Origin of the sequence: Spiroplasma endosymbiont of Glossina fuscipes fuscipes (genome assembly GCF_049669535.1) — a bacterium.
In the GTDB taxonomy this organism is placed as follows: domain Bacteria; phylum Bacillota_I; class Bacilli_A; order Mycoplasmatales; family Mycoplasmataceae; genus Spiroplasma.
In genome coordinates this window covers 1,340,544-1,365,358 of the sequence record NZ_CP187162.1, presented here as the reverse complement: position 1 = coordinate 1,365,358, position 24,815 = coordinate 1,340,544, and the positions used below count along the sequence as shown (strand labels likewise).

The following is a 24,815-nucleotide window of genomic DNA, read 5'->3' as shown; positions in this document are numbered from 1 at the left end:
TTAATTCTCCTTAATTTCTGTTCTACCTTGTACAGCATTTTGATTATTACCAGTTTCATCATATTCCATTAATTTATTATTATGTTCTATTTCTTTTGCTTGCATTTTATCTTGTCATGCTTCTACTTTTTCAAAATATTTTGTTGCTTCTAATTCATCAATATTATCATATTCAGTTATGGCTCTTATTGGTTCCATTGTGCCATTTTCTAATCTAGCAGTAATTAATTCATTTTGTCGCATTTGGTCTACTAAACTAGCACTAACAAAATCAAATCCATAAGGTCGTTCACCATTTCCATCTCATAAACCATAATATTTTAAAACAGTATCAAACATTTTAGTATAATATTGTTTACGATATGCTTGTAAATATGCTTGTTTTTCTAAATCTTTTGTTTTAGTTAATAATGATTGTGTTTTATTTTGGTCATTATCTGATTTATCACCAAATGGACTAGAATAATGACATGCTAAATATACTTGCTCAATAATAGATTTTTGGTCTTCTGTATATGTTTCTAAGGTTGGTGTACCTTGTACTACTTGTAAAGATTGAGATAATTGGCCATCTACGGCTGATTGACCTGATTGAATAAAAATATCATCAAAAGCATTTTGTAATACTTTTTTATTACCTTTATTGTAAGCAGTCATTAAATCATCATCTAATATTCCATATCAATGAGTACGGTTTGCTCATCGTTCTTTTGATTTAATATCAAAACTATCTTCTAAATCAAATTGTAATTTATAACAATTTGCCATTGTAGGTCATGGATTTAATGTAGTTGAAGTAGATAAAAATAAAGGATTAGGTTCATTTATCATTTCTCAAAAAGGTACTATACCTAATTTATTTTTAAATTCTTGTACTAAAACAGGTTTAACATTATCTTTAATTTGTGTTTTACTTTGTCCAACAACTACTTCATTATTTTTTGGTCAACCTTTAATAATTATTTTATCTTTTGTACAAATTAAATTTAAAATAAAACCACTATCTGATTGATGATAATTTAATCAAATATCAGCACCTTGTTCAATTTCGTTTATTTTACTTACACGTGATGTAAAGTTAAAAGGATTAATTCATAAATCAATATTACCATCTGATGTTTCTAATAAACCAAAAATAGTTTTACCCATTAAACTTGCTGTTAATTCATTTTTATCTAATTTTTCTTTTATTTTATAAGTTTCATATCATCAATTTAATTTTTCTAAAATATCTTTACGATGAGACTTAAATAAAATATCTTTACCATTTACTAATCGCATTTGATGGCGAGCAATAATATTGGCTAAATTAATAGTTCAATCATAATTATAAAATTTTAAAACACTATTAATATCATTTAAGTTTGGTAAACTAGGGAAAGTATTATTCATTGTTATTTTGCTCCTTTAATTTTAAAATAAGTGCATAATTAATAATATTTACTGTTAATAAACTAGGTTCATTTGCTAACACTTGCACACATACTTTAACTTTTTGGTATCTTTTAATATATTCGTTATATAAATTTAATTTACATATTGCGATATTATCTTTTTTTAATTCTTGACAAAGTCTTTTTTTAACTTGTCCACAAACAGACATATATGGTCTTTTTGCATTTATTACACGCTCATCATGTATTACATAAATATCTTTTTTCATTAAGTTATTCACTCCCTTTGTTGTCATAATTTATAATCTGCTGAATTATTATGTTTAACCATTGGAATTAATTCAAAGTGTAAGGCATAAAAATCACTATCAAAGGTATCATCATATAAGTCTAACGGTCGTTCTTCTCGGGCATCTGGTTTATCTTCTCATTGAATTAATTCATACTGCTTTTTACTTATAGGACATTTTTCTCATAATCATTTTAATTGATTAGTATTTATTAGCATTGTGAATGCTTCAACACGATGTCTTACTTTAAACTTCTGCTTTTGTGCTGGTTTAAAATGCATATATTGACCAAAAGAATAATTATATTTTTCTCGGTTTAAACTTTGCAATGTTGAATAAGCACTATCATCAACATTAATTGATATACCTTGTTGTATTAAATTAAAATATTGATTTAATTGATTGTTATAAAACTCTAAAATATCTTTAACTTGTTCTAATTCAGTTTTAAATTGTTGTGTAGCATTTGAGTGTGTATATTCTGCTACTTTATATGCTTTTTTATCAAATGAATTATATATTCAAAAACTCGCTGCTGTTGTATGTCCTTTGGGACTAGTAGCATTCGCAATATCAACGCCACCTAATAATTTCGTTGGTTGAATAATATCTGTTGCTTGCATTATATCAATATATCTAGCAAAGATTGACCCACTAGTATTACCTGGTAAACCTCAACTCCATACTCTTGCTCTTTCAATATCTAATTGTTCTAATCTTAATTGTTCATTAACTTTATCTTGTGGTAATTCATAATTAAGTCTTCAACTAGAATAATGAATAATAATCTTCATATTTCATTTTTTAATATATTTAATTTGTTCATATTTACTACGCATTATTTCTTCATTAAAAGGTAATAATTGATTACAATAACCAACAATATATCTTTTTAAACTTTCAGGATTACATGTATTAATTGTTATTTTATTTTTATAACCACGAATAGCAAATTCTAAATCACTTAAATCTTTTTGTTGAAATTGATCACATTCTTCTCTTCAATCAATAACTAATTTATATTTATTCAAATCAGCAAAGGCTTTTAATTTTTCTTTCCGACTTGGTGAATGTAACCCTTTACAATATATTTTGCTACCATTTGATAAAGTAAAAGTAAAATTTGATAAATTAATAGTATAAGGAATATGATTTTCATCTAACATATTTCATATGTTTTGAAATACACTATCTTTTAAATCTTTACTTCAATACATACTAGCAATAATACAAATTGGCTCTTGAATTAATAAACTAATTTTTAATAATTCACCAAACATTTTAATATTTGAAATAGTCTTACCACTATATCGTGTTCCAATTTGATTAATTTCATTAACTAACTCATATTTCTTAGCAAAGGGATATTTATTACCAATACTACTATTTTGTAATAACCAATAAGGTGTTTCTAACAAATAAGTAAAATGATTAAGCATTATTATCACTTTCTTTTTTAATATCTCTAATATCAGTTTGTAAATTAACAATTATTGGCTGTTGATTATTTAAGTTTAATTCTTTTTCAAGTTCTTTTTCTTGTAGTGAATATTTATAATTAAATGCTCGTTGTCAATATAATTTAGCACCATCAGGTGATTTCATCATAAAATTAATTATTTCACTTTCAATTCTATCAACTTGTTTTTCAAGTAAAGGAACTATCTTTTCGCTCCGATAAATTTCTTGCCTTCAATGACGAGAAAGGTTGAATTCATTGGTTAAATCATTCAAAGTATATGGTTTATTAGGTGATTTATTTTGCCAAAATTCATCTATTTTACGATAGAATGTTCGTAAACTTGCTTTATTTGGATTAAATTCTTTCATTTTTACTCCTTTTTGCATATTAAAATTGCTATTATTTAACGAATATGATTAAATAAAAGAGTAATAAAACCTATAAAACTGTATCAATATATAAAAGAACTTAATATAATATTTTGTTCTTTTTTATTATCTATATTTTACATCAAAATTAAAAAAAAGTAAATTACTTTACTTTTTATTTTAGTATACAAGCATATAGAGATAAATTGGAGCTTGTTACAATATAATTATATAATTAATAATATATTTGTCAATAATTTTAATTTAAAAAAATGTGAAAATTTATCTTTTTTATAAATTTAATGTATAACTATTTTTATAAAAGAATTGGAGGAAATATAGAGTAATGAAAGATTATACACATGTAAAATATGATGAACGAAAATTTTTTAAGGATTTATTTTTATCTGATAGTTGCAAAAAGAAAAATGGCACACTTAATTTATCTGAAATATCAAGACAAATAGGAAGAGATATTAATACTGTTAAAAGAGAAATTAATAGATTTACAAATATAGAAGATTATAATGCCCGTGAGGCACATGATGATTACTATAAAAAACGAAAAAAATCTATTAAAAAACTACCTACATTTACAGAAGAACAACAAGAATTTTTAAATTTAAGATTTAATATTTTGGGTGATTCACCAGCAGAAATTATTCAGCGATTTTTAATAAAATTTGGTATCAAATTTCCCGCTTGCCTTAAAACATTTTATAAATGAATTTTTTTAGGTCTTTTGGGTTTGTTAAAGAAAAATTTATTAAATGGTGGTAGAAGAAATAGAACAAAGAAAAGACCTGATAATCGTGGAAAATTAGATGAAAGATTTAAATCAATATGAGATATTGAAAATAAAAAAACTAATACTGGTTGATTTGAAATGGATACAGTAGTTGGTAAAGACCATCAATCTAGTTGTTTAGTATTAGTTGAACAAAATAGTAAAAATTATTTTGCTATGAAATTAGAAGAACATACTGCTAATGAAGTTTTAAAAAAACTTGAAGAATTAGTTAGAATTAATGGTTTAGTTGGAAAAATTAAAGGAATAATAACAGATAGAGGAAGAGAATTTAGTAAGTTTGAAGAAATGGAAAAGATTACTAGTTCTAATATTTATTATTGTGACCCAGGTTCACCTAAACAAAAACCCTTAATTGAAAGAATGAACCGTGAATTTAGAAAACGATATGGTAAAGGAACAGATTTTAATCTTGTTACGCAACAAGAAATAAATTTAGTAGTTGATATTATAAATGAAAAATTAAGGCCTGTTTTAAATTGAAGAACGGCAAAAGAGGTATTTTCAGAGAATTTTAAATAAGTTTATTTGAATAATTTAATAAACTATTTTTCAGTGTGTTAAAATTAAGATAAATTTACAAATAATTTAACAAATAATTTATTTTTTTTAAAAAATAGTTGCATTTCTTTAAAAGAGTGTTATTATCAAAATAACAAGAGATAAATTTGGAGCTTAGATTTACATAATACATAAGATAAACAGATAGTGCTGTATTCATAACTTTTAATTAACAAGAAAAAAATAAAATCGTGTGCGTAGAGGTTGAAGAACTTTTAAGAACTGGGCAAGGATTTCTTAATTAATCTACTAGTGGGGACTTGATGAGGAGGTACTTACAACTACAAACAACTACAAATTGTAGAACATTGTAGTTAATTTAAAAAGTCGGAGGTATATATGAAAAAGTTAAATAAAAAAACTATTAATAAATTAAATGAATTAATGCTTAAAAGTTATTCAGTATCATTTGAAGATATGACTGATGAACATTGAGCATTAGGTAAACAGAATTAGGAGAATTAAATTATGAATAAAAGATATTTATTAGTAATTAAACAAGCATATAGCATTGATACTTTATCATTTTATACAAAAAAAGAAGCTGAAATTAATAGCAAAAATTATAACCTTTATGGAAATAAGGTTGTGATTTTAGATTTAGAAGATAAAAATATTGAATGATTATGTGAAAAAGGATGTGAATAATATGAACTTAAAAGATTTATTAAATGAAATGTTTGATAATTACCCAGATTGTTATAGAGATTATGGTTTAGCAATTATGGATTGTTATGAAATTGAAGTTGAAAAGAAAAAATTAACACCTGAAGAAATTGATAATCTTACTCATTTATATTTTGATAAACCAAAAAATAATTATATTGGAAATGATGAAAATAATGGAACAACTTAAATTTGATTTTGATAGTCCAAAAAATAATTTAACATATATTTTTGAAAATGAAATGCAAGAAAAATTATTTTATAAAATACAAGAAAATCATAGTTGAAAAAATAAATATATGTATGGTCAAGAATATTGAAAAGAAGAATTATATACTGATATTTTAAAAATTGATAATAATTTATTAAAAGATATATATGATTTAATATTTCAAATATTGGAATGGCAACACTTTTTAGGACACTTTTTATGTAGACTTCTGATTTCTAAATTCAACTGGAGTTAAGTAATTCAAACTACCATGAATTCGAATATTGTTGTATCAATTAATGAAATTAAATAGTTCCAACTTTAATTGTTCTAAATTTTTAAATTTTCGACCATTAATAAATTCAGTTTTAAAAGCTTTATAGGTTGTTTCAGCTACTGCGTTATCGTAAGGGCAACCTTTTGCACTTAATGATCTTTTAATATTAAATGTTAATAAAATTTCTTCAATAATTTTATTTTTAAATTTATTACCACGATCTGTATGAAACAACCTAATTTAATTTAGTGGTCGTGTTATTTTATAAAATGCCTGCTGAACTAGTTCAGCAGTTTTATTTGTTCCAGCGCTATAGCCAATTACTTCACGGTTAAATAAATCAATTAGTAAGCAAATATAATGTCATTTTGAACCAACTTGAACATAGGTTAAATCGCTCACAATAACTTCATTTTGTCTTTTATTACTAAACTCACGATTTAGAATATTACTAATTTGATCATTATTTACAGGAGATTTATGATTGCGATATTTTAATTTAGTATATTTTGATACTAAATTATTTATTGCCATAATTCTTCTAATTTTTTGTCGAGATAAAATAATGTTCTTTCTTGCTAAAATAATTTTAATTTTTCTAGCACCATAAACTTTATAGCTTTCTTTAAATGCACTGATAACTTCATTTTCATAAATATTAATTTCAGTTTTAGTGATCTTATTAATTTGATAATAATACTTTGATTTTGTTATCTTTAATATTTGACACATTTTCCTCACTGAATATTTGTCTTTATTGTTAGTAATTAATATTACTTTTTGCCGATTATCAGTGCTGCTTGCTTTAAAATATCATTTTCCATTCGTAATTGTTTGTTTTCTTTTCGCAACTGAATAAGTTCATTTTCTTCAACAGAGCGATTGTCTTTTGCTTTAAAAGAACCAGAATTCTCAATTTTTTTACTCATTGATAAAGAACTGCCTTTGAAATTTTATATTCGTTAACAATTTCAATATTACTTTTACCATTTTTATATAACATTACGATTTGTTTCTTGAATTCATCGGTGTACTGGTTTTTTGCCATTTTTATATTCCTGCTTTCCTAATAATTTTAGCTTATTTTTTTACAGTCTACATAAATATGGTCCAAATTATTGTAACCTATCCAATTTGAAAATGAAGTTATCAGTGCATTTAAAGAAAGCTATAAAGTTTATGGTGCTAGAAAAATTAAAATTATTTTAGCAAGAAAGAACATTATTTTATCTCGACAAAAAATTAGAAGAATTATGGCAATAAATAATTTAGTATCAAAATATACTAAATTAAAATATCGCAATCATAAATCTCCTGTAAATAATGATCAAATTAGTAATATTCTAAATCGTGAGTTTAGTAATAAAAGACAAAATGAAGTTATTGTGAGCGATTTAACCTATGTTCAAGTTGGTTCAAAATGACATTATATTTGCTTACTAATTGATTTATTTAACCGTGAAGTAATTGGCTATAGCGCTGGAACAAATAAAACTGCTGAACTAGTTCAGCAGGCATTTTATAAAATAACACGACCACTAAATTAAATTAGGTTGTTTCATACAGATCGTGGTAATGAATTTAAAAATAAAATTATTGAAGAAATTTTATTAACATTTAATATTTAAAGATCATTAAGTGCAAAAGGTTGCCCTTACGATAACGCAGTAACTGAAACAACCTATAAAGCTTTTAAAACTGAATTTATTAATGGTCGAAAATTTAAAAATTTAGAACAATTAAAGTTGGAACTATTTAATTTCATTAATTGATACAACAATATTCGAATTCATGGTAGTTTGAATTACTTAACTCCAGTTGAATTTAGAAATCAGAAGTCTACATAAAAAGTGTCCTAAAAAGTGTTGTCATTCCAATTTATAAATTTGATTATTTAAATCATCAATTTTTTGTTTTAACAATTTTATTAAGTAAACTTATTTTAAAAAGAGGTCTAACTCAACTAAACCCAAAATTTATGTATATGTATTTTTGCAATAAAAAAGACGGAATAAATTTAGTCTTGTTAACTTTATTAAATTTATGTCTAATTTACTGGATTTTTCCCGCAAACACTTACTTTATTTCAACAAATAAAAATGTAAGTTAAAATAAAGTTGCTTTTTGTTAACTTATTGTTATAATTAATTAGGCATTTGTTCTACTTGGTAGAACATGCTTAAATGTGGTAGTAATGTTAACATTACGTTTGGACCACAGCGAGAATTCAAAAGGAGGAAATTGCTCGTGGCAAAGATTACTAGAATTGCAAAATTAGAATTTCAAGCTGGGCAAGCAAAACCAGGACCAGAGTTAGCTTCATTAGGAATTAACATGCCGCAGTTTTGTACCCAGTTTAACGATGTAACAAAAGACCGTATGGATGATGTTGTCCCAGTTGTGATTACAGCATTTGATGATAAATCATTTAAATTTGAATTAAAAACTACTCCCGCAGCAATCTTATTAAAGAAAGCTGCTAAAGTTCAAAAAGGATCAGTAAAAGCAAAGGATGAAAAAGTTGCAACTATTTCAGCGGATGAAGTCCGTAAAATTGCAGAATATAAGTTGGTTGACTTAAACGCAAATGATGTTGAAGCAGCAATGCATATTATTGAGGGAACTGCTCGGAATATGGGAATTGTTGTTGAAGGTATGCCAAGTAAGAAGGAGAAAAACTAACGATGGCAAAATTTGGGAAAAAATACAATAAAGCTGTTGAATTAGTTGAAAAAAACAAGGTTTATCCAATTACTGAAGCGATTGAATTGGCAAAGAAAACGGCTACAGCAAAATTTGATTCAACAGTAGAAGTTGCGTTTAATTTAAATGTTGATCCTCGTCATGCTGACCAACAAATTAGGGGAGCGGTTGTTTTACCAAAAGGAACTGGAAAATCACAACGAATTTTAGTCTTAACAAATAGCAAGGAAGCTGATGCAAAAGCAGCTGGAGCAGATTTTGTTGGGGGGAAAGATTTAATTGATAAAATTCAAAAAGAAAGTTGATTTGATTATGATGTAATTATTGCAACACCAGATATCATGGCTGAATTAGGAAAAATTGGGAAATTATTAGGACCAAAAGGTCTAATGCCAAACCCCAAAACAGGAACTGTTACACCAGATGTTACAAAAGCGATTGATGATGTTAAAAAAGGAAAAGTTGAATATCGTGTTGATAAAAATGGAAATATTCATTCAATAATTGGAAAAGCATCGTTCAAAGCAGAAGCTTTAAAAGTTAATTATGATGTAATTTATGAGACAATTCGTAAGGCAAAACCAGCTGCTGTTAAAGGAGCATATATTAAAAATATTGCTGTTACAACAACAATGGGGCCAGGAATTAAAGTTTTAATTGAATTATAGGATTTTAAAAAACTAACAATAGTTAGTTTTTTAAATTTGTCAAAATTTTCCACTATTATTGTATGATATTGTAATTGGGGATATAATATTAGTAGTACAAAAGTACATTATTTAGAAAAAATGAGAGGAGACGCAAATTAATGCATTTATATTTACAAGCGGATGTTGGAAAAGCAGTTGTTGATACTTTAAAAGCATGGGGATTTTGAAGCGCAATTATTGCAACAATGTTTGTGATTTTTTTGGGTTGATTTTTAACAAAACGGGGAACCTTTAAGAAAGACTGAGAAGCAGTTTTAATTAAAATTGTAATGGTTGTTGGGTTACCGTGTTTAGCATTTGATGGTTTTATGGCCGATACAACTATTGAGCAAGTTAAAACACAAGCAGCAATTTTATTAGTTGGATTTTTATTCTATATTATTTTAGGAATTGTTGCAAAATACTTTTATATTAAATATGACCAGGATGTTAGAGATACTTTAGCAATGTGTACTGTTTTTGCTTCAACTACTTTCTTTGGAATTCCGGTTGTGACTGCTTTATTCGGAGCAGGTAAAGCAGCGTTACCAGCTAACGTCTTTAATATTCCTTATCGAGTATTTTTATATTCATTAGGGTTTATTGTAATGAGTAAACCAGTAGTAGGCCAATTAGCACCAGTTGGGCAAACAGCGGTAGAAACAGTTGTTGATGCAAAAGTAGATCCAACTGGTTATGCCCAAGTAAAAACTGAAATTCGGGCTAAAAAAATGGCAACGGTTAAAGCAAACTTAAAACAAATTTTTCTTAATCCAATTTTAATTGCAACAATTATTGGATTTATCTTTTGAGTAACGCAGTTGATTCCGGGGATTGCGGTTGTTCCTGATCAAAATACTATTGGTAGTGGAAAGTTTTTTTCACCATTACGATTAGATAATTCTTTTCCACCACTATTTAAAATAACAAAAACATTAGAAGGAGTTTGTACCCCATTAGCGTGATTAGCAATTGGAATGACATTAGCGAAAGGAAAAATTCGTGAAGCGATGCAAGACAAAAAAGTGTGGTATGAAATGATGATGAAAGTTGTTTTAGCACCAGTTGTGGGGTTAGTATTAGCTGTCATCTTTGCTGTGATTGGGAAACAAACTGGCGCATGAAAATTAGATTCAATTGGATTAGCTGTAATTGTTATTATGTTAGCAGCACCGCCAGCTTCGGTGATTGTTGCATATTCAATTGGTTATAATAAACAACCAATGTTAACAAGTAACTTAACATTAGTTTCAACTTTATTTTCAATTATTTCGTTACCATTCTGAGTAATTATTACAACAGCAATTGGTGCCACTTCATTATTTACATATTAGGAGAAAATAGTAATGAGTACAAAAATTAAAATGGTTTGTTATGGCGTTCGTAAAACTGAACGACCATTTTTCGAACAATTAAATGAAAAATATGGTTATGAGTTAACTTTAATTGAAGAATATTTAACAAAAAATAATATTGCAATCGCTAAAGGCCATGATGCTGTTATGGTTCGAGCTAATTGTGATTGTTATGAAGAAAACTTATTAAAAATGAAAGAATACGGTGTTAAATATTTATTAACAAGAACTGTTGGATATAATCACATTGATTTAACAAAAGCCCATGAATTAGGTTTTAAAATGGCTTATGTTCCAGGTTATTCACCTAATGCTGTGAGTGAATTAGCGGTTGCGTTGGGAAATGCGTTGTTACGAAATTTATTTTATATGGCAGATAATGAAAAAAATACTAATTTTAAAGTTGATGATTTTATGTTTGCAAAAGAAATTCGTAATTCAACAATTGGAATTATTGGGACAGGTCGTATTGGTTTTGAAGCAGCAAAAGCATGGCATGGCATGGGAGCAAAAGTTTTAGGCCATGATATTTATGAAACTGATGCAGCAAAAGCAATTTTAACTTATACCGATTTGGAAGCACTAATTAAAGAATCTGATTTAATTTCATTGCATTGTCCATATATTAGAGACCAAAATCATCATTTAGTTAATAAAGAATTTTTGGCCAAAATGAAACCAGGGTCAGTTTTAATTAATACAGCACGAGGAGAATTGGTGGATAATGAAGCTGTTTATGAAGCAGTAAAGTCAAACCATTTAAAAGGGGTTGGATTAGATGTTTTAGAAAATGAAGGTAATGTTTTCTTTAAAAATTTTAACGGTGAAAAAACCCCCGATGATATTACTAACAAACTATTAACATTATATCCTCGCGTAATTATTATTCCGCATATTGGTTCTTATACTGATGAAGCGGTTAAAAATATGATTGAAACAACATATGAAAATTTAAAAGAAATTTTAACAGATGGTGAGTCAAAAAACAAAATCTAATTTAAGATAAGTTTGAAGACTACAACAAAAGCAAAATGTTTCACTAAATTATTTGCTTATTTTGCTAAAAATAACTACAAATTATTTGATAAAAGACACTATTGTCTTTTTTTATTAAATATAATGCTATATATATTTAAAAGTATAAAAAATACATTATAATTTAGTTAGCAAAAAACTAGAAACTCTATTTTTATTTATGAAATTTTTTATCATTAATATAAACCAATTCTATTACTCAATCGAAAAGAAAGAAGGAGAGATTTTTTAAATGCGTGCTGATGTTTTATGTCCAATGTGTGATGACTGTTGTTTTAATTTTAAATCGTTTCATAAAAGATGAAAATTAAACAATCAAAATAATAAATTATTTTTTTTGTGTACAAAAAAAAAAAAAAAATCAACAAGAGGAGTCCCTGACTTAACCGAATTAATTCCAGATTATGCTTTTCTTTGTGGTGAAAGATGGTTTGTTGTCTATAACGCAAGAAAGCTTAGCCAAATGTCAGAAAAGACTTATCAGAATTTTAATTTTAATAATCATACGTTATTTATTAGTATTTATTGATATCGGATTTTTACTAACGCGATTATTAAAAGTCGTTGATATAATCTTCCACGTTATCTTTAAAATAAAAAAGAATTAAACTATCGGCAGTTATGCCTTTGTTTCAGTAAAATAATTTACAAATTTTACGCTATTAAAATTATTTTAACTTGGTAATATTCAAATGTTCATTTGATGTCATAATGTTGTTGTTTAAAACAATGTTACAGCAATTTGAAAACTATGCTTAAATTACAGCAATTTTCTAATTTTCAGTATATAATAAAAATAGTTTTAGTAGAAAGAGAAGTGAGGAATTTTTATTATGTCAAAAAAACTGCACGGAATAGGTGCTAGTAATGGAATTGCAATTGCAAAAGTTTTTAAATTAGAAGAACCAAAATATGAGATTTCAAATAATACGGTTTCTGATCCAACTAGTGAAATTAAAAGTTTAGAAACGGCGATGAAGAAGGCAAATACTGATATTGAAAAATTACAGAAAATTGCTTTAGTGAAGTTAGGAGCAGAAAAAGCGGCGATCTTTGAAGCTCATATTCAGATTTTACATGATCCAGCGATGATTGATGAAGCAAAAAACATGATTAATAATGATAAAAACAATGCGGCATATGCAATTCATACTGTTGCACAAAAATTTATTGCAATGTTTGCTGGAATGGATGATCCATACTTTAAAGAAAGAGCAGCAGATATTAAAGATGTAACTGATCGGTTAATTAAATATATTTTAAATGTGCCAGTGTTAGATTTAGCAACAATTAATGAAGAAGTTATTATTGTGGCAGAAGATTTAACACCATCACAAACAGCACAATTAGACCCTAAATTTGCAAAAGGATTTAGTTGTGATATGGCGGGAAGAACTAGTCATGCTGCTATTATGGCCCGTAGTTTAGAAATTCCGGCTGTGTTAGGACTAAAAGATGTCACAAAACAAGCAAAACATAATGAAGCGATGATGATTAATGGAGCAACTGGAGAAGTTATTTTAGCACCATCAGGTGATGAAGTTAAAACTTGAACTGCAGAAAGAACAAAGTTTTTCCAATTGCAACAAGAATTATTAGCTTTTAAAGATAAACCCACGGTATCAAAAGATGGATACCAAAAATTTGTTTTAGAAGGTAACATTGGGGCCCCAAAAGATGTCCAAGGAGTATTAGACAATGGTGGTCAAGGAATTGGACTTTTTAGAAGTGAGTTTTTATATATGGATAATGATCATTTTCCAACGGAAGATGAACAATATGAAGCATATAAAGTTGTATTAGAAGGAATGCAAAAACGACCAGTTATTATTCGTACGTTAGATATTGGAGGAGATAAAAAATTATCGTATTTTAAATTTCCAGAAGAAATGAATCCATTTTTGGGTTATCGTGCGATTCGATTATGTTTAGATAAAACCAATGTCTTTCGAACACAATTACGAGCTTTATTACGTGCGAGTGTGCATGGAAAACTTGGAATTATGTTTCCAATGATTGCGACAATTGATGAATTTAAAGCAGCAAAGGAAATTACGTTAGAAGAAAAGGCAAATCTAATTAAAGCAGGACATCAAGTTGCTGATAATATTGAAATTGGAATGATGATGGAAATCCCATCAGCAGCGGTGTTAGCTGATCAGTTTGCAAAACATGCTGATTTCTTTTCAATCGGAACAAATGATTTAATTCAATACACAATGGCAGCTGATCGTATGAGCCAATTTGTTGCTTATTTGTATCAACCATATAATCCATCAGTTTTACGTTTAATTAAAACAATTATTGATGGAGCGCATAAAGAAGGCAAATGAGTCGGAATGTGTGGTGAAATGGCAGGAGAAGAACAAGCAATTCCACTTTTAATGGGAATGAAATTAGATTACTTTTCAATGTCAGCAACAAGTATTTTAAATGCACGACGAATTATTAGTAAACTAGAAGTTCCGGTGATGGAACAATTAGTAGCAAAGGCTTTAACTTGTCAAACTGCTGCTGAAGTATTAGCTTTAGTGGAAAAAACAACAAAAAGTGCTTTAAATGTTTAAATTTTTGATAAAATAACACTATTAGTGTTATTTTTTATTAAATAGGTGATTTTAATGTTTTATTTAAATGCGCAAGCAAGTAATATTCCAGTGCCAGTTTTAATTGTTTTAGTTGTATTATTTACCCTGCTATCAATTGCTAGTGGTGGTTGATGGTGATGACATTGACGCAAAACTCGTCATAATAAACATGATGATGGATTTACAACAAAACAAAAATTAACAGTTCGTGCTGCTTTTCAAAAAAATAAATATTTGATTCTTTTTTATGTTGCTTTTTTTGTTTAATTGGTTTAATTTTAGTCTTAGTTAATCAATCAGTTGGTTTCCCCTTGTTTTAAAAATAGAAAGTAAATTTAATTAATTTATAGTATACTAATTATATACAGCAGCATTGTCTGATTAAAGAATAAGGAGAAGAAATGATGGGATTATTTAGTAAAAAATCAAAAGAACTTGAAGTTATTGCCCCGGTGGATGGTGAAATTATTGCCTTAGATAAAGTTGAAGATGAAGTATTTTCGCAAAAAATTTTAGGTGATGGTTTAGCAATTAAACCAAGTGCAGGAAATTTTGTTGCACCAGTTGCAGGAAAATTAATTACCGTTTTTCCAACAGGGCATGCCTATGGAATTAAAAGTAATAATGGTGTTGAAATGTTATTACACATTGGAATGGATACAGTTTCATTAGATGGTAAAGGATTTGATATTAAAGTGAAACAAGATGATAATGTAAAACAAGGAGACTTGTTGTGTGAAGTTGATTTAGCTGTTTTAAAAGCAGAAAAAGTACCAAGTTTAGATACACCAATTGTGTTTACACCAGAAACAATGAATGGTAAAACAATTACAATTGTTAAAGAAGGAAAAGTAAAACAGGGGGAAGTTATTGCTATTATTAAATAGGAAATAAGTTCAGTAATAAGTGATTTTATAATTAAAAATCACTTTTATTTTTGGAAGATACCTAATATTTTATTGCGTTTTTGCTATAATTGTTAAGAAAGGGAGAAGATAAAATGACAAAAATAGTTTTAATTGCGATTGCCTTTTTTTTATATTATTATTGAGTTTTTTCTTCGACAGGAGCAATTTTAGCAGAAATTTTAAAGATTCGAACTAAGAACATTTATTTTGGAATGATTATGGGTTTTTTCTTTTATTTTGCTGTAATTTCCTTTTTATTAATTCCGTTGGAATTAATTACTGATTTACGTTATATAATTTTAGTTTATTCGTTATTATCAATTAATATTCTTTATTCGTTATTTTTGTTATTGTTTATTCGTTATTGGTTTAACATTAATTTATGAGATTGAAACCATGCCATTTTTGCTGTTGCCTTTGGTGTTTTCATGGTTTTATATTATTTAAAAAATTATTTTATTTCACCTTCCGGATTAAACATTACTAACACATATATTCTAAGTTTTTATCAGTATGATTCTGTTGATAATAATATTGTTTTTAAATTAAATCCGGATGTTATTGTTGGCAATGCCCAAGCTTTAGCTTCTCTTTCTTGATTTACTAATGTTTCAATGTGATTTGTAATGACGGGAATTGATCCGAGTGAAATTATTTGAAATTTATTAAATATTTTAGATGCAATGTTATTTGCTTCAATTTTTGTAACATTGTTAAGTAATTTTGCTAATAAAAAAAGTAATCGCTTTTTAATTGGATTATTATCTTTGTTAGTTTTATCAGCATCAAAATTATTAATTTATTACTTTGGTTATGATTCATGACATCCGCAAAACATGTTAACAAATCTATTTTTTGTAACATTTATTCTAATGACAATTTATACTAATAAAGAATATCGTAGTCGCAATATGCCATGGATTATTGGCATTATTTTTTCAAGTTATATTACTTTTGAGTGAGATGCGTCCTATATTATGTTATTTATTATTTATGTTTCAACATGGATTACGATGCTAAAATATCAAACTAATTTCTTGAAAGATATGATCAAATTTACCTTATTTTCAACATTATGTTTTATTTTTTATAATGCGCAAATTAAAAATTTCTTATTAATTTTTATTTTCTTAGGCTTATTTTTATTAATGTTAATTTTATCAATATTATTATATCGAAATTATTCTCGTATGCATGATATTGAACTAATGATGTATGTTGGACGCAAAAAATTATTATTTGTGGTTCCGGTTATTTTTACTTTAATTTCCGTTGTTGTTGTCTTAGCAACGGGGGGAAATAACTTAGACTTTTGAACTTTAGAAAACATCGCTTCGGCATTATATGTTCAGTTAGAACTGATGTGCTTTCAACCGTGAACAAATATCATTTTCTTAATTATTTCGTTTGTTTTTCTAGGTTTAGCTTTAGTTTGATTATTATTTTTTGAACAAATTCCAAATTTTGTTGCAAAAACACCAATTAATATGCTATCGCTTTTAACAGTAACCTTTTTTAACCCATTAGTGGGGCGTTTTCTAATTTTAATTTTTAATGACCAAGCATTATTAAATAATGCAACAGTCTTTATTGTTGCGTTATTAGTTGCCTTAAATATTAGTGTTTATCCATTACGAATTAAGCCATTTAAAAAGTGACATTTGAAAAACCAACCCTGCCTCCCCATAATGAGCGCAAATTAAAAGTAATAAAATAAGGAGGAAATTATGAATTTTGAACAAGTAAAAAAACGCAGTTTAGTACTAAAAGAACAGTTAGATAAATGAAATTATGAATATTATGTCAATGATGCTCCAAGTGTTAGTGATCAAGAATATGATCGTGCGATGCAAGAATTAATGGCAATTGAACAACAATATAGTGAATTAATTACAATTGATTCACCAACACAGCGGGTTTTTGGTCAAGTTAGTGAAAAATTTAATAAATATGTTCATAATAGCCCAATGTTAAGTTTGGCAAATGCTTTTAATTATGACGATTTAATTCATTTTGACGAACAAATTAAAGAATTAACAGGGTTGTCAGAAGTTGAATATACGTGTGAATTAAAAATTGATGGCTTATCAATTTCATTAGTCTATGAAAATCATTTGTTAATAATGGGGGCTACGCGGGGAGATGGTGTAACTGGCGAGGATGTTACTGTCAATATCAAAAAAATTAAGTCAGTGCCACTACGAATTGAACAACCAAATTTAACAGTTCGTGGTGAAGTCTATTTGTCGTTGGAAGAATTTAACAAAATTAATGATGAGCGAATTAAACTTGGTGAACCAGAGTTTGCTAATCCACGTAATGCTGCTGCTGGAACATTGCGCCAATTAGACTCAGCAATTGTGGCAAAACGAAATTTAAATGCTTTTTTATATTATTATGTTAATGCGCTGGGAGATGGAATTCAAACACAGTATGATTCATTGCAACGTTTAGAACAATTAAAATTTAAGACAAATCCAGAATATCGCTATTGTCCAAATATTGCTGCTGTTTGAGAATATATTCAGGAATATGAACCAAAACGTCATCAATTAGGATATGAAATTGATGGGATTGTAATTAAAGTAAATAATTTAAATTTATATAATCGAATTGGTTATACTGCGAAAAACCCAAAATGAGCAATTGCTTATAAATTTCCAGCGGAAGTAGTGGTAACAAAATTACTTAATATTTTTCCATCGGTTGGTCGAACAGGGCGAATTACTTATAATGCTGTTTTAGAACCAGTCCGAATTGCGGGGACAATTGTAAGAGCAGCAACATTACATAATGCTGATTTTATTACTGAACGTGACATTCGAATTGGTGATGATGTGCAAGTTAAAAAAGCGGGGGATATTATTCCAGAAGTTATTAATTATGTTGTTGATCGTCGTCAAAAAAAAGTAAAAAAATGACAAGAAGCGACACATTGTCCAGAGTGCCAGTCTTTATTAGAACGAGTAACGGGGGAAGTAGATCAATATTGTATTAATTCAGTTTGCCCAAAAAAAATTACCCGGGGATTAGAACATTATTGTTCTCGCAATGCAATGAATATTGAAGGAGTTAGTGAAAAAATTATTGAACGATTATATAAACTAGTATATTTGAAAAGTTTTAGTGATTTATATCAATTAGAACAATATCGTGCTGAAATTATTCAATTAGAAAATTTTGGTGAAAAATCTTTTGAAAATATGATTGCTTCAATCAATAATTCGAAACAAAATTCGTTAGAACGGTTATTATTTGGTTTAGGAATTCGTCATGTTGGACAGAAAACAGCAAAACTATTAGCGCGGCAATTTAAGACAATAACAGAATTAGCCGCAATGAATATTGAACAATTATCAGTTATTAATGATATTGGTCCGATTGTTGCGGCTAGTGTTGTTGACTATTTTGCGATTGTGGCAAACCAACAAGAAATTGCTTTGTTACAACAACAAGGTATTAATATGACATATTTTGCGACCAATCAAACTTTATCGCAAAAATTTGAAAATTATTGCTTTGTTATTACAGGTGTTTTATCAAAACCACGCGAATACTTTAAAGAACTAATTGAAAGTTATGGTGGTCAAACTTCTGAAAGTGTTAGTGTCAAAACAACTTATTTGTTAGCTGGTAGCGATGCAGGTAGTAAATTAGTAAAAGCACAAAAATTAAATGTTAAAATTATTAATGAGGAAGAATTTAATAATTTATTAATAAAGGAGGAATAGTATGGCAAGAATTACGAAAGAGGACCTACGTTTATTAGCAAATGATATTATGTTAGATTTAAAAGATGAAGAGTTAACAAAGTTAAGTAAAGAGTTTGATGTTATCTTACAACAAATGGATTTAGTACAAAAAATTGATACGACAAATGTTCATTCAATGCATTTTCCGTTTGAATTAACTGTTGATTATTTACGTGAAGATGAGGAAATTATTGTTTCTTCCCAAACGGAAATTTTAGCGGCGGCACCAAAAACAATGAATGATTATATTGTAATTAATAAGGTGGTAAAATAACATGACACATTTTTCAATAAAAGAATTACATCAACTTTTGGTAACTAAAAAAATTACACCTTCACAAATTGTTAAAGAAGCTTTTGCTAATTTAGCTAAACACCAAGTTTTAAATGCAACAGTCACTGAATTAACAGCAGAAGCAACAGCTTTAGCGTTAGAATTAGATCAATTGCCAGTTCCAACAGATAATTATTTATTTGCCTTACCATATTTTGCAAAAGATAATTTTGCAACAAAAGGAATTAAAACAACAGCAAGTTCAAAAATTTTAGAAAATTTTGTACCAACTTATGAGTCAACAGTAACTAATATTTTAAAACAAAATAATAGTATTTTGTTAGGGAAAAGTGCACTAGATGAACTTGGTATGGGAGGACATGGACTATATGCGCTAACTGGTGATGTTTTAAATCCGTGAGATTTAACCCGCATCACAGGGGGATCATCATCAGGTTCAGCAGCACTGGTTGCTGCGGGAGTAGTCCCTTTTGCTTTAGGAACAGATACTGGTGATTCAGTTCGTAAACCAGCAGGTTATTGTGGGATTGTTGGTTTTAAACCAACTTACGGACTAATTTCACGTTATGGTGTTTTTCCTTATGCGCCATCATTAGATACAGTGGGTTATTTTACCCGAACTGTGGAAGACAGCGCAATTGTTTTTGACTATTTAGCGCAAGAGGATCATCAAGATGCTACTTCATTAAAAAGTAAGGAACAAAACTATTTTAAAAATTTATCACCAGCAGTTAAAAACCAAAAATTTGCTTATTTAAAAAATGCACATTCAGCGTTACCAGCAGAAATTAAAACTCATTTTGATAATTTATACGCCCAATTAGCAGTACAAGGAATTGCCGTTAATGCAATTGATTTTTCAGAAGATTTGTTAAAAGCATTATTACCGGTTTACATGGTAATTTCCTTTGCTGAAGCAGTAAGTAGTCATTCAATGTTGGATGGAATCAATTTTGGAACACGAGTTGATGGGGATAGTTATGAAGCAGTAATGATGAATTCGCGAACAGAAGGTTTTGGGCATGTTGTTAAACGTCGATATGTAATTGGTTCATATGCCTTATCAAAAGAGAACCAAACTCTTTTGTTTTTAAAAGCAAAACGAGTTCGCCGGTTAATTGTTGACGCTTTAATGGCAGTTTTTAAGGAATATGATATTTTATTATTACCAACAGCATCAAGTATTGCATCAAAGATTAGTGCTATTAAAGATCAAATTTTAACTGAAGCGGAGTTGGAAAATTATGTTGATGATTTATTGGTTTTAGCTAATTTAATGGGGAATCCTTCTTTGACGTTACCACTTGCTTTTGTTGATCATATGCCAATTGGAATTAATGTTAATGCTGCTCCTTTTGCCGACCAAAAGGTCTTTAATGCTAGTTTACTAATAGAAGAAATAATTGGAATTAAGAATAACGTTGCTCCAGAAGGAGGGAAAAACAATGGTTAATTTTGAAGTAATAATTGGAATTGAAAATCATGTTGAATTAAAAACTAAAACAAAAATGTTTTCAGCGGGACCCGTTACTTATGGTGCAAAACCTAATAGTATGGTTAATATAATGGATGCGGGTTATCCCGGTGTGATGCCAACAGTTAATAAAAAAGGCGTTGAATTAGCATTGCTTGCTTGTCAAGCCCTTAATTTAACGATTGATCCAATTGTTCAATTTGATCGCAAAAATTATTATTACCCCGATTTGGCAAAAGGATTTCAGATTACTCAACAGTACTATCCAATTGGGCGTAATGGTCATTTAACAATTATTGATGAGGATGGAACACAATTACGAATTTCAATTGAACGTTTGCACATTGAAGAAGATACGGCCAAGCAATTACACGAAGATGTTGGAACTTTATTAGACTATAACCGTGCTGGGATTGGTTTAATTGAAATTGTTACAGAGCCAGTGCTACGATCAGGATTTCAAGTTCGAAAGTATTTAGAAGCGCTACGAGAAATTTTAATTTATACCCAAGTTAGTGATGCCAAAATGAATGAAGGTTCACTTCGTTGTGATGTTAATATTTCATTACGCCCGGTTGGTGTTTCAACCTTTGGAAATAAGGTAGAGTTAAAAAATCTAAATTCAATTGCTAATGTTGAAAAAGCAATTGAATATGAAATTAAACGACAAACTGAAATTCTATTAATGGGACAAACAGTTGAACAAGAGACTCGTCGTTTTGATGAAAAAACAAAAACAACTATTTTAATGCGAAAAAAAACTGATGCAACTGATTATAAGTATTTTTCAGAACCAAATATTTTTCCAATTCAATTATCTGCAACTTGAATTAAAAATGTTTTAAATAAGATGCCAGAGTTACCAGCAACAAAACGCCAACGTTATTTAACCGAATTAAATTTAAAGGCGACTGATGTCGATATTATTTTACAAGATTATGATTTAATGACTTTTTTTGAAGCAGCAATCAAACTATCATCACAGTATGAAACAATTGTTCATTATTTAACTGGCGAAGTTGCGGCTTATTTAAATCAAAAAAATTTAACATTAATAGAAACAGCATTAACACCACAAAATTTAGTAGCAATGATTAATCTAATTACCAAAAATGTAATTTCTAATAAACAAGCAAAAACAGTATTACAACGAATTTTACCAGAGGATTATCCACCAGCAAAAATTGTTGCTGATTTAGGATTAAAACAAGTTAGTGACCCAGCAGAAATTAAAGCAATTATTAAACCAGTTTTTGATCGTAATTTGACGATGTTAGAACAATATGACCAACGACCAGAACGGGTTATTAAGTTCTTTATGGGGGAATTAATGAAATTAACGAAAGGGCAAGTTGCTCCTGAAATTGGCCAACAAGTAGTGCTTGAATTAATTATCGGAAAACTAGGAAAATAAAAAAAGATGGTTATTTACCATCTTTTTCATATTCATGATCAATTTTTTGTAGTTTAATAGTTAAATCATTAATTGCACTGATTTTAGCAATAAATAATAATTCATCATCTAATTTAATTGTGTCAACATCTCCTGGTAAAATAACTCGTCCTTTACGTTTAACATAAACAATATTATAATCTTTATTATTAATGAAACGTAAATCAGATAGTGATTGTCCTTCAATACTTGGGTCACTTACTTGAATAGTTAATGATGCATAGTTTTCATCAACAGTTTGGATTTCAATTTCAATATCAAACATTGCTTTAGTTGCAGTAATACTTCCAGCCATAGTATCAGGCTGGACAATATTAGTAATTCCTAGTGCTTTTAAAATTCGTGTATGACGAATATCTTTTGATTTTGCAATAATATTTGTAATGCCAATATCTTGTAATCCAATGATGGTTAAAACACTAGCTTCAATATTACTTGCCATGGTAACAATTATGGTATCATATTGATCTAATCCTTGTTCAATTAAATTTGCTTTAACCGTTGAATCTAGTGCAACACCATCAACTTGGTCATAACTAGCAATCATATTATTAACTTTGGCTTGATCAACATCAAAAACCATAATATGTTGTTTTCGTACAATTAATGTTTCAATAATTGAACGACCAAAGTTATTTAGTCCAATAATTGCAAAACTTTTTCTTCGTGCCATTAAATGCCCCCTTATTGCAACTTTAATTATACTATTTTTTTTATTATTAGCAATAATTAGTACTTGTAGTATATAATATTAATGAAAGAGGGGCGTAAAGGGTGTTTTCTCAGTTATATTTTAAAAGTATTTTTAAAAGAAAAAACGATAGTAAGCGGCAACGTAGTAATGACCCAGGAGCACCATTAACACGTCGTCGCCATTGGTTACCTTTCTCAAAGATAGCGGGAAAATTGTTTTTAGTTTATATTTTAATTGTTTTTTTAGGGGGATTGTTGTTATCAATTCCGGGTTTTGTTAATAATGTTAATCGGGTGGTTCGTGATGGATATGGAAATATTTTAGGAACCTATAATTTTTCATGAAATTATTTAGTGGGATTATTTACTGCTTCAAGTGCTTTTTCTGATACAGGAATTACAATTAGTAATCCAGCGGCAGATTATAGTTTTTGAGGACAATTAATAATTTTAATTTTAATTCAAACTGGTGGTTTTGGGATTGTTACTTTTAAAATCATGATTTTTGTTTGATTAGGACGACGTATTTCAATTAAAGATAAAATGTTGGTACAAGGTGAACGTGGAAGTAATAATTTTGGACATACCATTGATTTAATTAAAAATAGTTTTATTTTTCTAATTATTTTGGAGTGTTTTGGTGCCATCTTATTATTTTGTAATTTTTATTTTTCATCAGCATCAATTGAAGGAAAATATATGATTGATAATGTGACCTACCATAATTTTTGACGAAGTTTATGAAGTGGAATTTTTCACTCAATATCTTCAATTAATAATGCGGGATTTGATATTATTGGGAATTCATCATTAATGCCTTATAATAGTGATTATTTTATGCAATTTGTCTTTATGTTTCAATTTGTTATTGGTGGATTAGGTTTTCCAACTTTTTACGATTTAAAACGTAAGTTTGTGGCTTGACGACGCAAAGAACATGCTAAATTTACTTTATTTACAAAAATTAATTTAATAACTTATGTCGGATTATCAATTGTAGGGGTTTTAAGTGTTTGATTAATTGAGTTTACTAATCTTAATGTAACAGCGGGGGTTAACGGGCCATACATTGAAACCATTTTACGAAATTCAACTTCTAATTGAAATGGGTTTATGAATATTTTCTTTAATACAATGTCAACTAGAAATGCTGGATATTCAACAGTTGATATGAGTAAATTTTTACCAGGATCAAGAATTGTAATGTCCGTTATGATGTTTATTGGGTCAGCACCATCATCAACTGCTGGTGGGATTCGAACAACAACTTTAGCGGTTATTATTATTACGATTTGATCCATCATTCGGAATAATAATAGTGTTAATGTTTTTAAACGGAAAATTCCAAATGAAACCGTCAAACGAGCATTAGTTGTAACAACAATTTCAGGTGCTCTAATTATGGGGGCTATTATTTGCATTAGTGCTGAGAATCCTAATATTGATGTTTTAAACGCCTTCTTTACAATTTGTAGTGCTTTTGGAACAACGGGATTAAGTACTTTAGGCTTTACTGAGTTATATCATTTAGGGGTTTTAAGTACTTTAGTGTTAATTTTACTAATGTTTATTGGACAATTGGGAGTTTCATCAACATTATTAGTTTCAATTCGTGGAACTGGGGAAAAAGAATATAGTTATGTTGAAGAAAATATCTTAATTGGTTAGTTTTTTAGAAAATAACTATTTTTACTTGTTTAAAATGATATCTTTTGTATAATATATAAGGTATTGATTTGGAACAGTACTCAAGTTGGTGAAGAGGGCACCCTGCTAAGGTGTTAGGTCGGGTAACCGGCGCGAGAGTTCGAGTCTCTCCTGTTCCGCCATTAA

At 28.3% G+C, this 24,815-nt stretch carries 23 protein-coding genes, 1 tRNA gene and 3 pseudogenes; 21 read left to right on the top strand and 6 right to left on the bottom strand.

Going from position 1 to position 24,815, the window contains the following annotated elements; translation table 4 throughout:
* The 4 genes from ACOBWH_RS08220 to ACOBWH_RS08205 are packed head-to-tail and all read right to left on the bottom strand — an operon-like array spanning window position 1 to window position 3,532.
* A complete protein-coding gene (locus ACOBWH_RS08220; protein WP_424526441.1) occupies window positions 1–1,392 on the bottom strand; it encodes a hypothetical protein in 1,392 nt (463 codons plus the stop codon).
* Window positions 1,385–1,663 (bottom strand): hypothetical protein, encoded by a 279-nt coding sequence (locus tag ACOBWH_RS08215; protein ID WP_424526440.1) that lies wholly within the window; start codon window positions 1,661–1,663, stop codon window positions 1,385–1,387. Before ACOBWH_RS08215 ends, ACOBWH_RS08220 begins: the two co-directional genes overlap by 8 nt.
* Window positions 1,663–3,123 (bottom strand): PBSX family phage terminase large subunit, encoded by a 1,461-nt coding sequence (locus tag ACOBWH_RS08210; RefSeq protein WP_424525852.1) that lies wholly within the window; start codon window positions 3,121–3,123, stop codon window positions 1,663–1,665. Before ACOBWH_RS08210 ends, ACOBWH_RS08215 begins: the two co-directional genes overlap by 1 nt.
* A complete protein-coding gene (locus ACOBWH_RS08205) occupies window positions 3,116–3,532 on the bottom strand; it encodes a hypothetical protein (protein WP_424525643.1) in 417 nt (138 codons plus the stop codon). The genes ACOBWH_RS08210 and ACOBWH_RS08205 overlap by 8 nt, the downstream gene beginning before the upstream one ends.
* Before the next feature lie 328 nt (window positions 3,533–3,860).
* Between ACOBWH_RS08205 and ACOBWH_RS08200 the strand changes: the two genes are divergently transcribed.
* The 4 genes from ACOBWH_RS08200 (at window position 3,861) to ACOBWH_RS08185 (ending at window position 6,016) form a co-directional block, all read left to right on the top strand.
* Window positions 3,861–4,844, top strand: coding sequence for an IS30 family transposase (locus ACOBWH_RS08200; protein ID WP_424525641.1), 984 nt, complete (start codon window positions 3,861–3,863; stop codon window positions 4,842–4,844).
* A 507-nt stretch (window positions 4,845–5,351) separates the two neighbouring features.
* On the top strand, window positions 5,352–5,531 hold the full coding sequence (locus ACOBWH_RS08195; RefSeq protein WP_424526364.1) for a hypothetical protein: 180 nt from the start codon (window positions 5,352–5,354) through the stop codon (window positions 5,529–5,531).
* 1 nt (window position 5,532) lies between these two features.
* On the top strand, window positions 5,533–5,739 hold the full coding sequence (locus ACOBWH_RS08190; protein ID WP_424526439.1) for a hypothetical protein: 207 nt from the start codon (window positions 5,533–5,535) through the stop codon (window positions 5,737–5,739).
* On the top strand, window positions 5,726–6,016 hold the full coding sequence (locus ACOBWH_RS08185) for a hypothetical protein (RefSeq protein WP_424526438.1): 291 nt from the start codon (window positions 5,726–5,728) through the stop codon (window positions 6,014–6,016). Before ACOBWH_RS08190 ends, ACOBWH_RS08185 begins: the two co-directional genes overlap by 14 nt.
* Here the strand turns inward: ACOBWH_RS08185 and ACOBWH_RS08180 are convergent.
* A pseudogene (locus tag ACOBWH_RS08180) lies at window positions 5,978–7,085 on the bottom strand (IS3 family transposase). The gene ACOBWH_RS08185 and the pseudogene ACOBWH_RS08180 sit on opposite strands and share 39 nt — an antisense overlap.
* A 79-nt stretch (window positions 7,086–7,164) precedes the next feature.
* On the opposite strand from ACOBWH_RS08180, the pseudogene ACOBWH_RS08175 reads away from it, so the two are divergent.
* From ACOBWH_RS08175 to gatB, 15 genes and pseudogenes are all read left to right on the top strand, one after another.
* Window positions 7,165–7,314: pseudogene (locus ACOBWH_RS08175) on the top strand (IS3 family transposase); the annotation flags it as partial.
* Window positions 7,315–7,554: 240 nt separating this feature from the next.
* Window positions 7,555–7,884, top strand: a pseudogene (locus ACOBWH_RS08170) (IS3 family transposase); the annotation flags it as partial.
* A gap of 400 nt (window positions 7,885–8,284) precedes the next feature.
* Window positions 8,285–8,719 carry a 50S ribosomal protein L11 gene (gene rplK, locus ACOBWH_RS08165; protein WP_424526437.1) on the top strand — a complete coding sequence of 145 codons (435 nt, stop codon included), beginning with the start codon at window positions 8,285–8,287 and terminating at the stop codon, window positions 8,717–8,719.
* Between the two features lie 2 nt (window positions 8,720–8,721).
* On the top strand, window positions 8,722–9,408 hold the full coding sequence (gene rplA, locus ACOBWH_RS08160; RefSeq protein WP_424526436.1) for a 50S ribosomal protein L1: 687 nt from the start codon (window positions 8,722–8,724) through the stop codon (window positions 9,406–9,408).
* Between the two features lie 140 nt (window positions 9,409–9,548).
* Window positions 9,549–10,763, top strand: coding sequence for an AEC family transporter (locus ACOBWH_RS08155; RefSeq protein ID WP_424526435.1), 1,215 nt, complete (start codon window positions 9,549–9,551; stop codon window positions 10,761–10,763).
* A 12-nt stretch (window positions 10,764–10,775) separates the two neighbouring features.
* Window positions 10,776–11,780 carry an NAD(P)-dependent oxidoreductase gene (locus ACOBWH_RS08150; protein WP_424526434.1) on the top strand — a complete coding sequence of 335 codons (1,005 nt, stop codon included), beginning with the start codon at window positions 10,776–10,778 and terminating at the stop codon, window positions 11,778–11,780.
* 271 nt (window positions 11,781–12,051) lie between these two features.
* Window positions 12,052–12,411, top strand: a complete 360-nt coding sequence (locus ACOBWH_RS08145; protein WP_424526433.1) for a hypothetical protein — start codon at window positions 12,052–12,054, stop codon at window positions 12,409–12,411.
* Window positions 12,412–12,652: 241 nt separating this feature from the next.
* Window positions 12,653–14,386 (top strand): phosphoenolpyruvate--protein phosphotransferase, encoded by a 1,734-nt coding sequence (ptsP, locus tag ACOBWH_RS08140; RefSeq protein WP_424526432.1) that lies wholly within the window; start codon window positions 12,653–12,655, stop codon window positions 14,384–14,386.
* A 54-nt stretch (window positions 14,387–14,440) separates the two neighbouring features.
* On the top strand, window positions 14,441–14,674 hold the full coding sequence (locus ACOBWH_RS08135; RefSeq protein ID WP_424526431.1) for a hypothetical protein: 234 nt from the start codon (window positions 14,441–14,443) through the stop codon (window positions 14,672–14,674).
* Between the two features lie 137 nt (window positions 14,675–14,811).
* Entirely contained in the window at window positions 14,812–15,294 is a 483-nt protein-coding gene (locus ACOBWH_RS08130) for a PTS sugar transporter subunit IIA (protein WP_424527459.1), read from the top strand.
* A 113-nt stretch (window positions 15,295–15,407) separates the two neighbouring features.
* A complete protein-coding gene (locus tag ACOBWH_RS08125) occupies window positions 15,408–17,018 on the top strand; it encodes a hypothetical protein (RefSeq protein ID WP_424526430.1) in 1,611 nt (536 codons plus the stop codon).
* A 24-nt stretch (window positions 17,019–17,042) separates the two neighbouring features.
* Entirely contained in the window at window positions 17,043–19,046 is a 2,004-nt protein-coding gene (gene ligA / locus ACOBWH_RS08120) for an NAD-dependent DNA ligase LigA (RefSeq protein WP_424526429.1), read from the top strand.
* Between the two features lies 1 nt (window position 19,047).
* Window positions 19,048–19,341 (top strand): Asp-tRNA(Asn)/Glu-tRNA(Gln) amidotransferase subunit GatC, encoded by a 294-nt coding sequence (gene gatC / locus ACOBWH_RS08115; protein ID WP_424526428.1) that lies wholly within the window; start codon window positions 19,048–19,050, stop codon window positions 19,339–19,341.
* Between the two features lies 1 nt (window position 19,342).
* The gene (locus tag ACOBWH_RS08110; RefSeq protein WP_424526427.1) at window positions 19,343–20,815 is read left to right on the top strand and encodes an amidase family protein; all 1,473 of its coding nucleotides are present in this window, start codon (window positions 19,343–19,345) and stop codon (window positions 20,813–20,815) included.
* Window positions 20,808–22,250, top strand: a complete 1,443-nt coding sequence (gene gatB / locus ACOBWH_RS08105; RefSeq protein ID WP_424526426.1) for an Asp-tRNA(Asn)/Glu-tRNA(Gln) amidotransferase subunit GatB — start codon at window positions 20,808–20,810, stop codon at window positions 22,248–22,250. The genes ACOBWH_RS08110 and gatB overlap by 8 nt, the downstream gene beginning before the upstream one ends.
* A gap of 10 nt (window positions 22,251–22,260) precedes the next feature.
* Here gatB and ACOBWH_RS08100 read toward each other — a convergent pair whose 3' ends face one another.
* Window positions 22,261–22,962, bottom strand: coding sequence for a potassium channel family protein (locus tag ACOBWH_RS08100; RefSeq protein WP_070407156.1), 702 nt, complete (start codon window positions 22,960–22,962; stop codon window positions 22,261–22,263).
* Window positions 22,963–23,063: 101 nt separating this feature from the next.
* Between ACOBWH_RS08100 and ACOBWH_RS08095 the strand changes: the two genes are divergently transcribed.
* Window positions 23,064–24,650 (top strand): TrkH family potassium uptake protein, encoded by a 1,587-nt coding sequence (locus ACOBWH_RS08095; RefSeq protein ID WP_424526425.1) that lies wholly within the window; start codon window positions 23,064–23,066, stop codon window positions 24,648–24,650.
* Between the two features lie 70 nt (window positions 24,651–24,720).
* Window positions 24,721–24,811, top strand: a tRNA-Ser gene (locus ACOBWH_RS08090).
* Window positions 24,812–24,815: the final 4 nt, after the last annotated feature.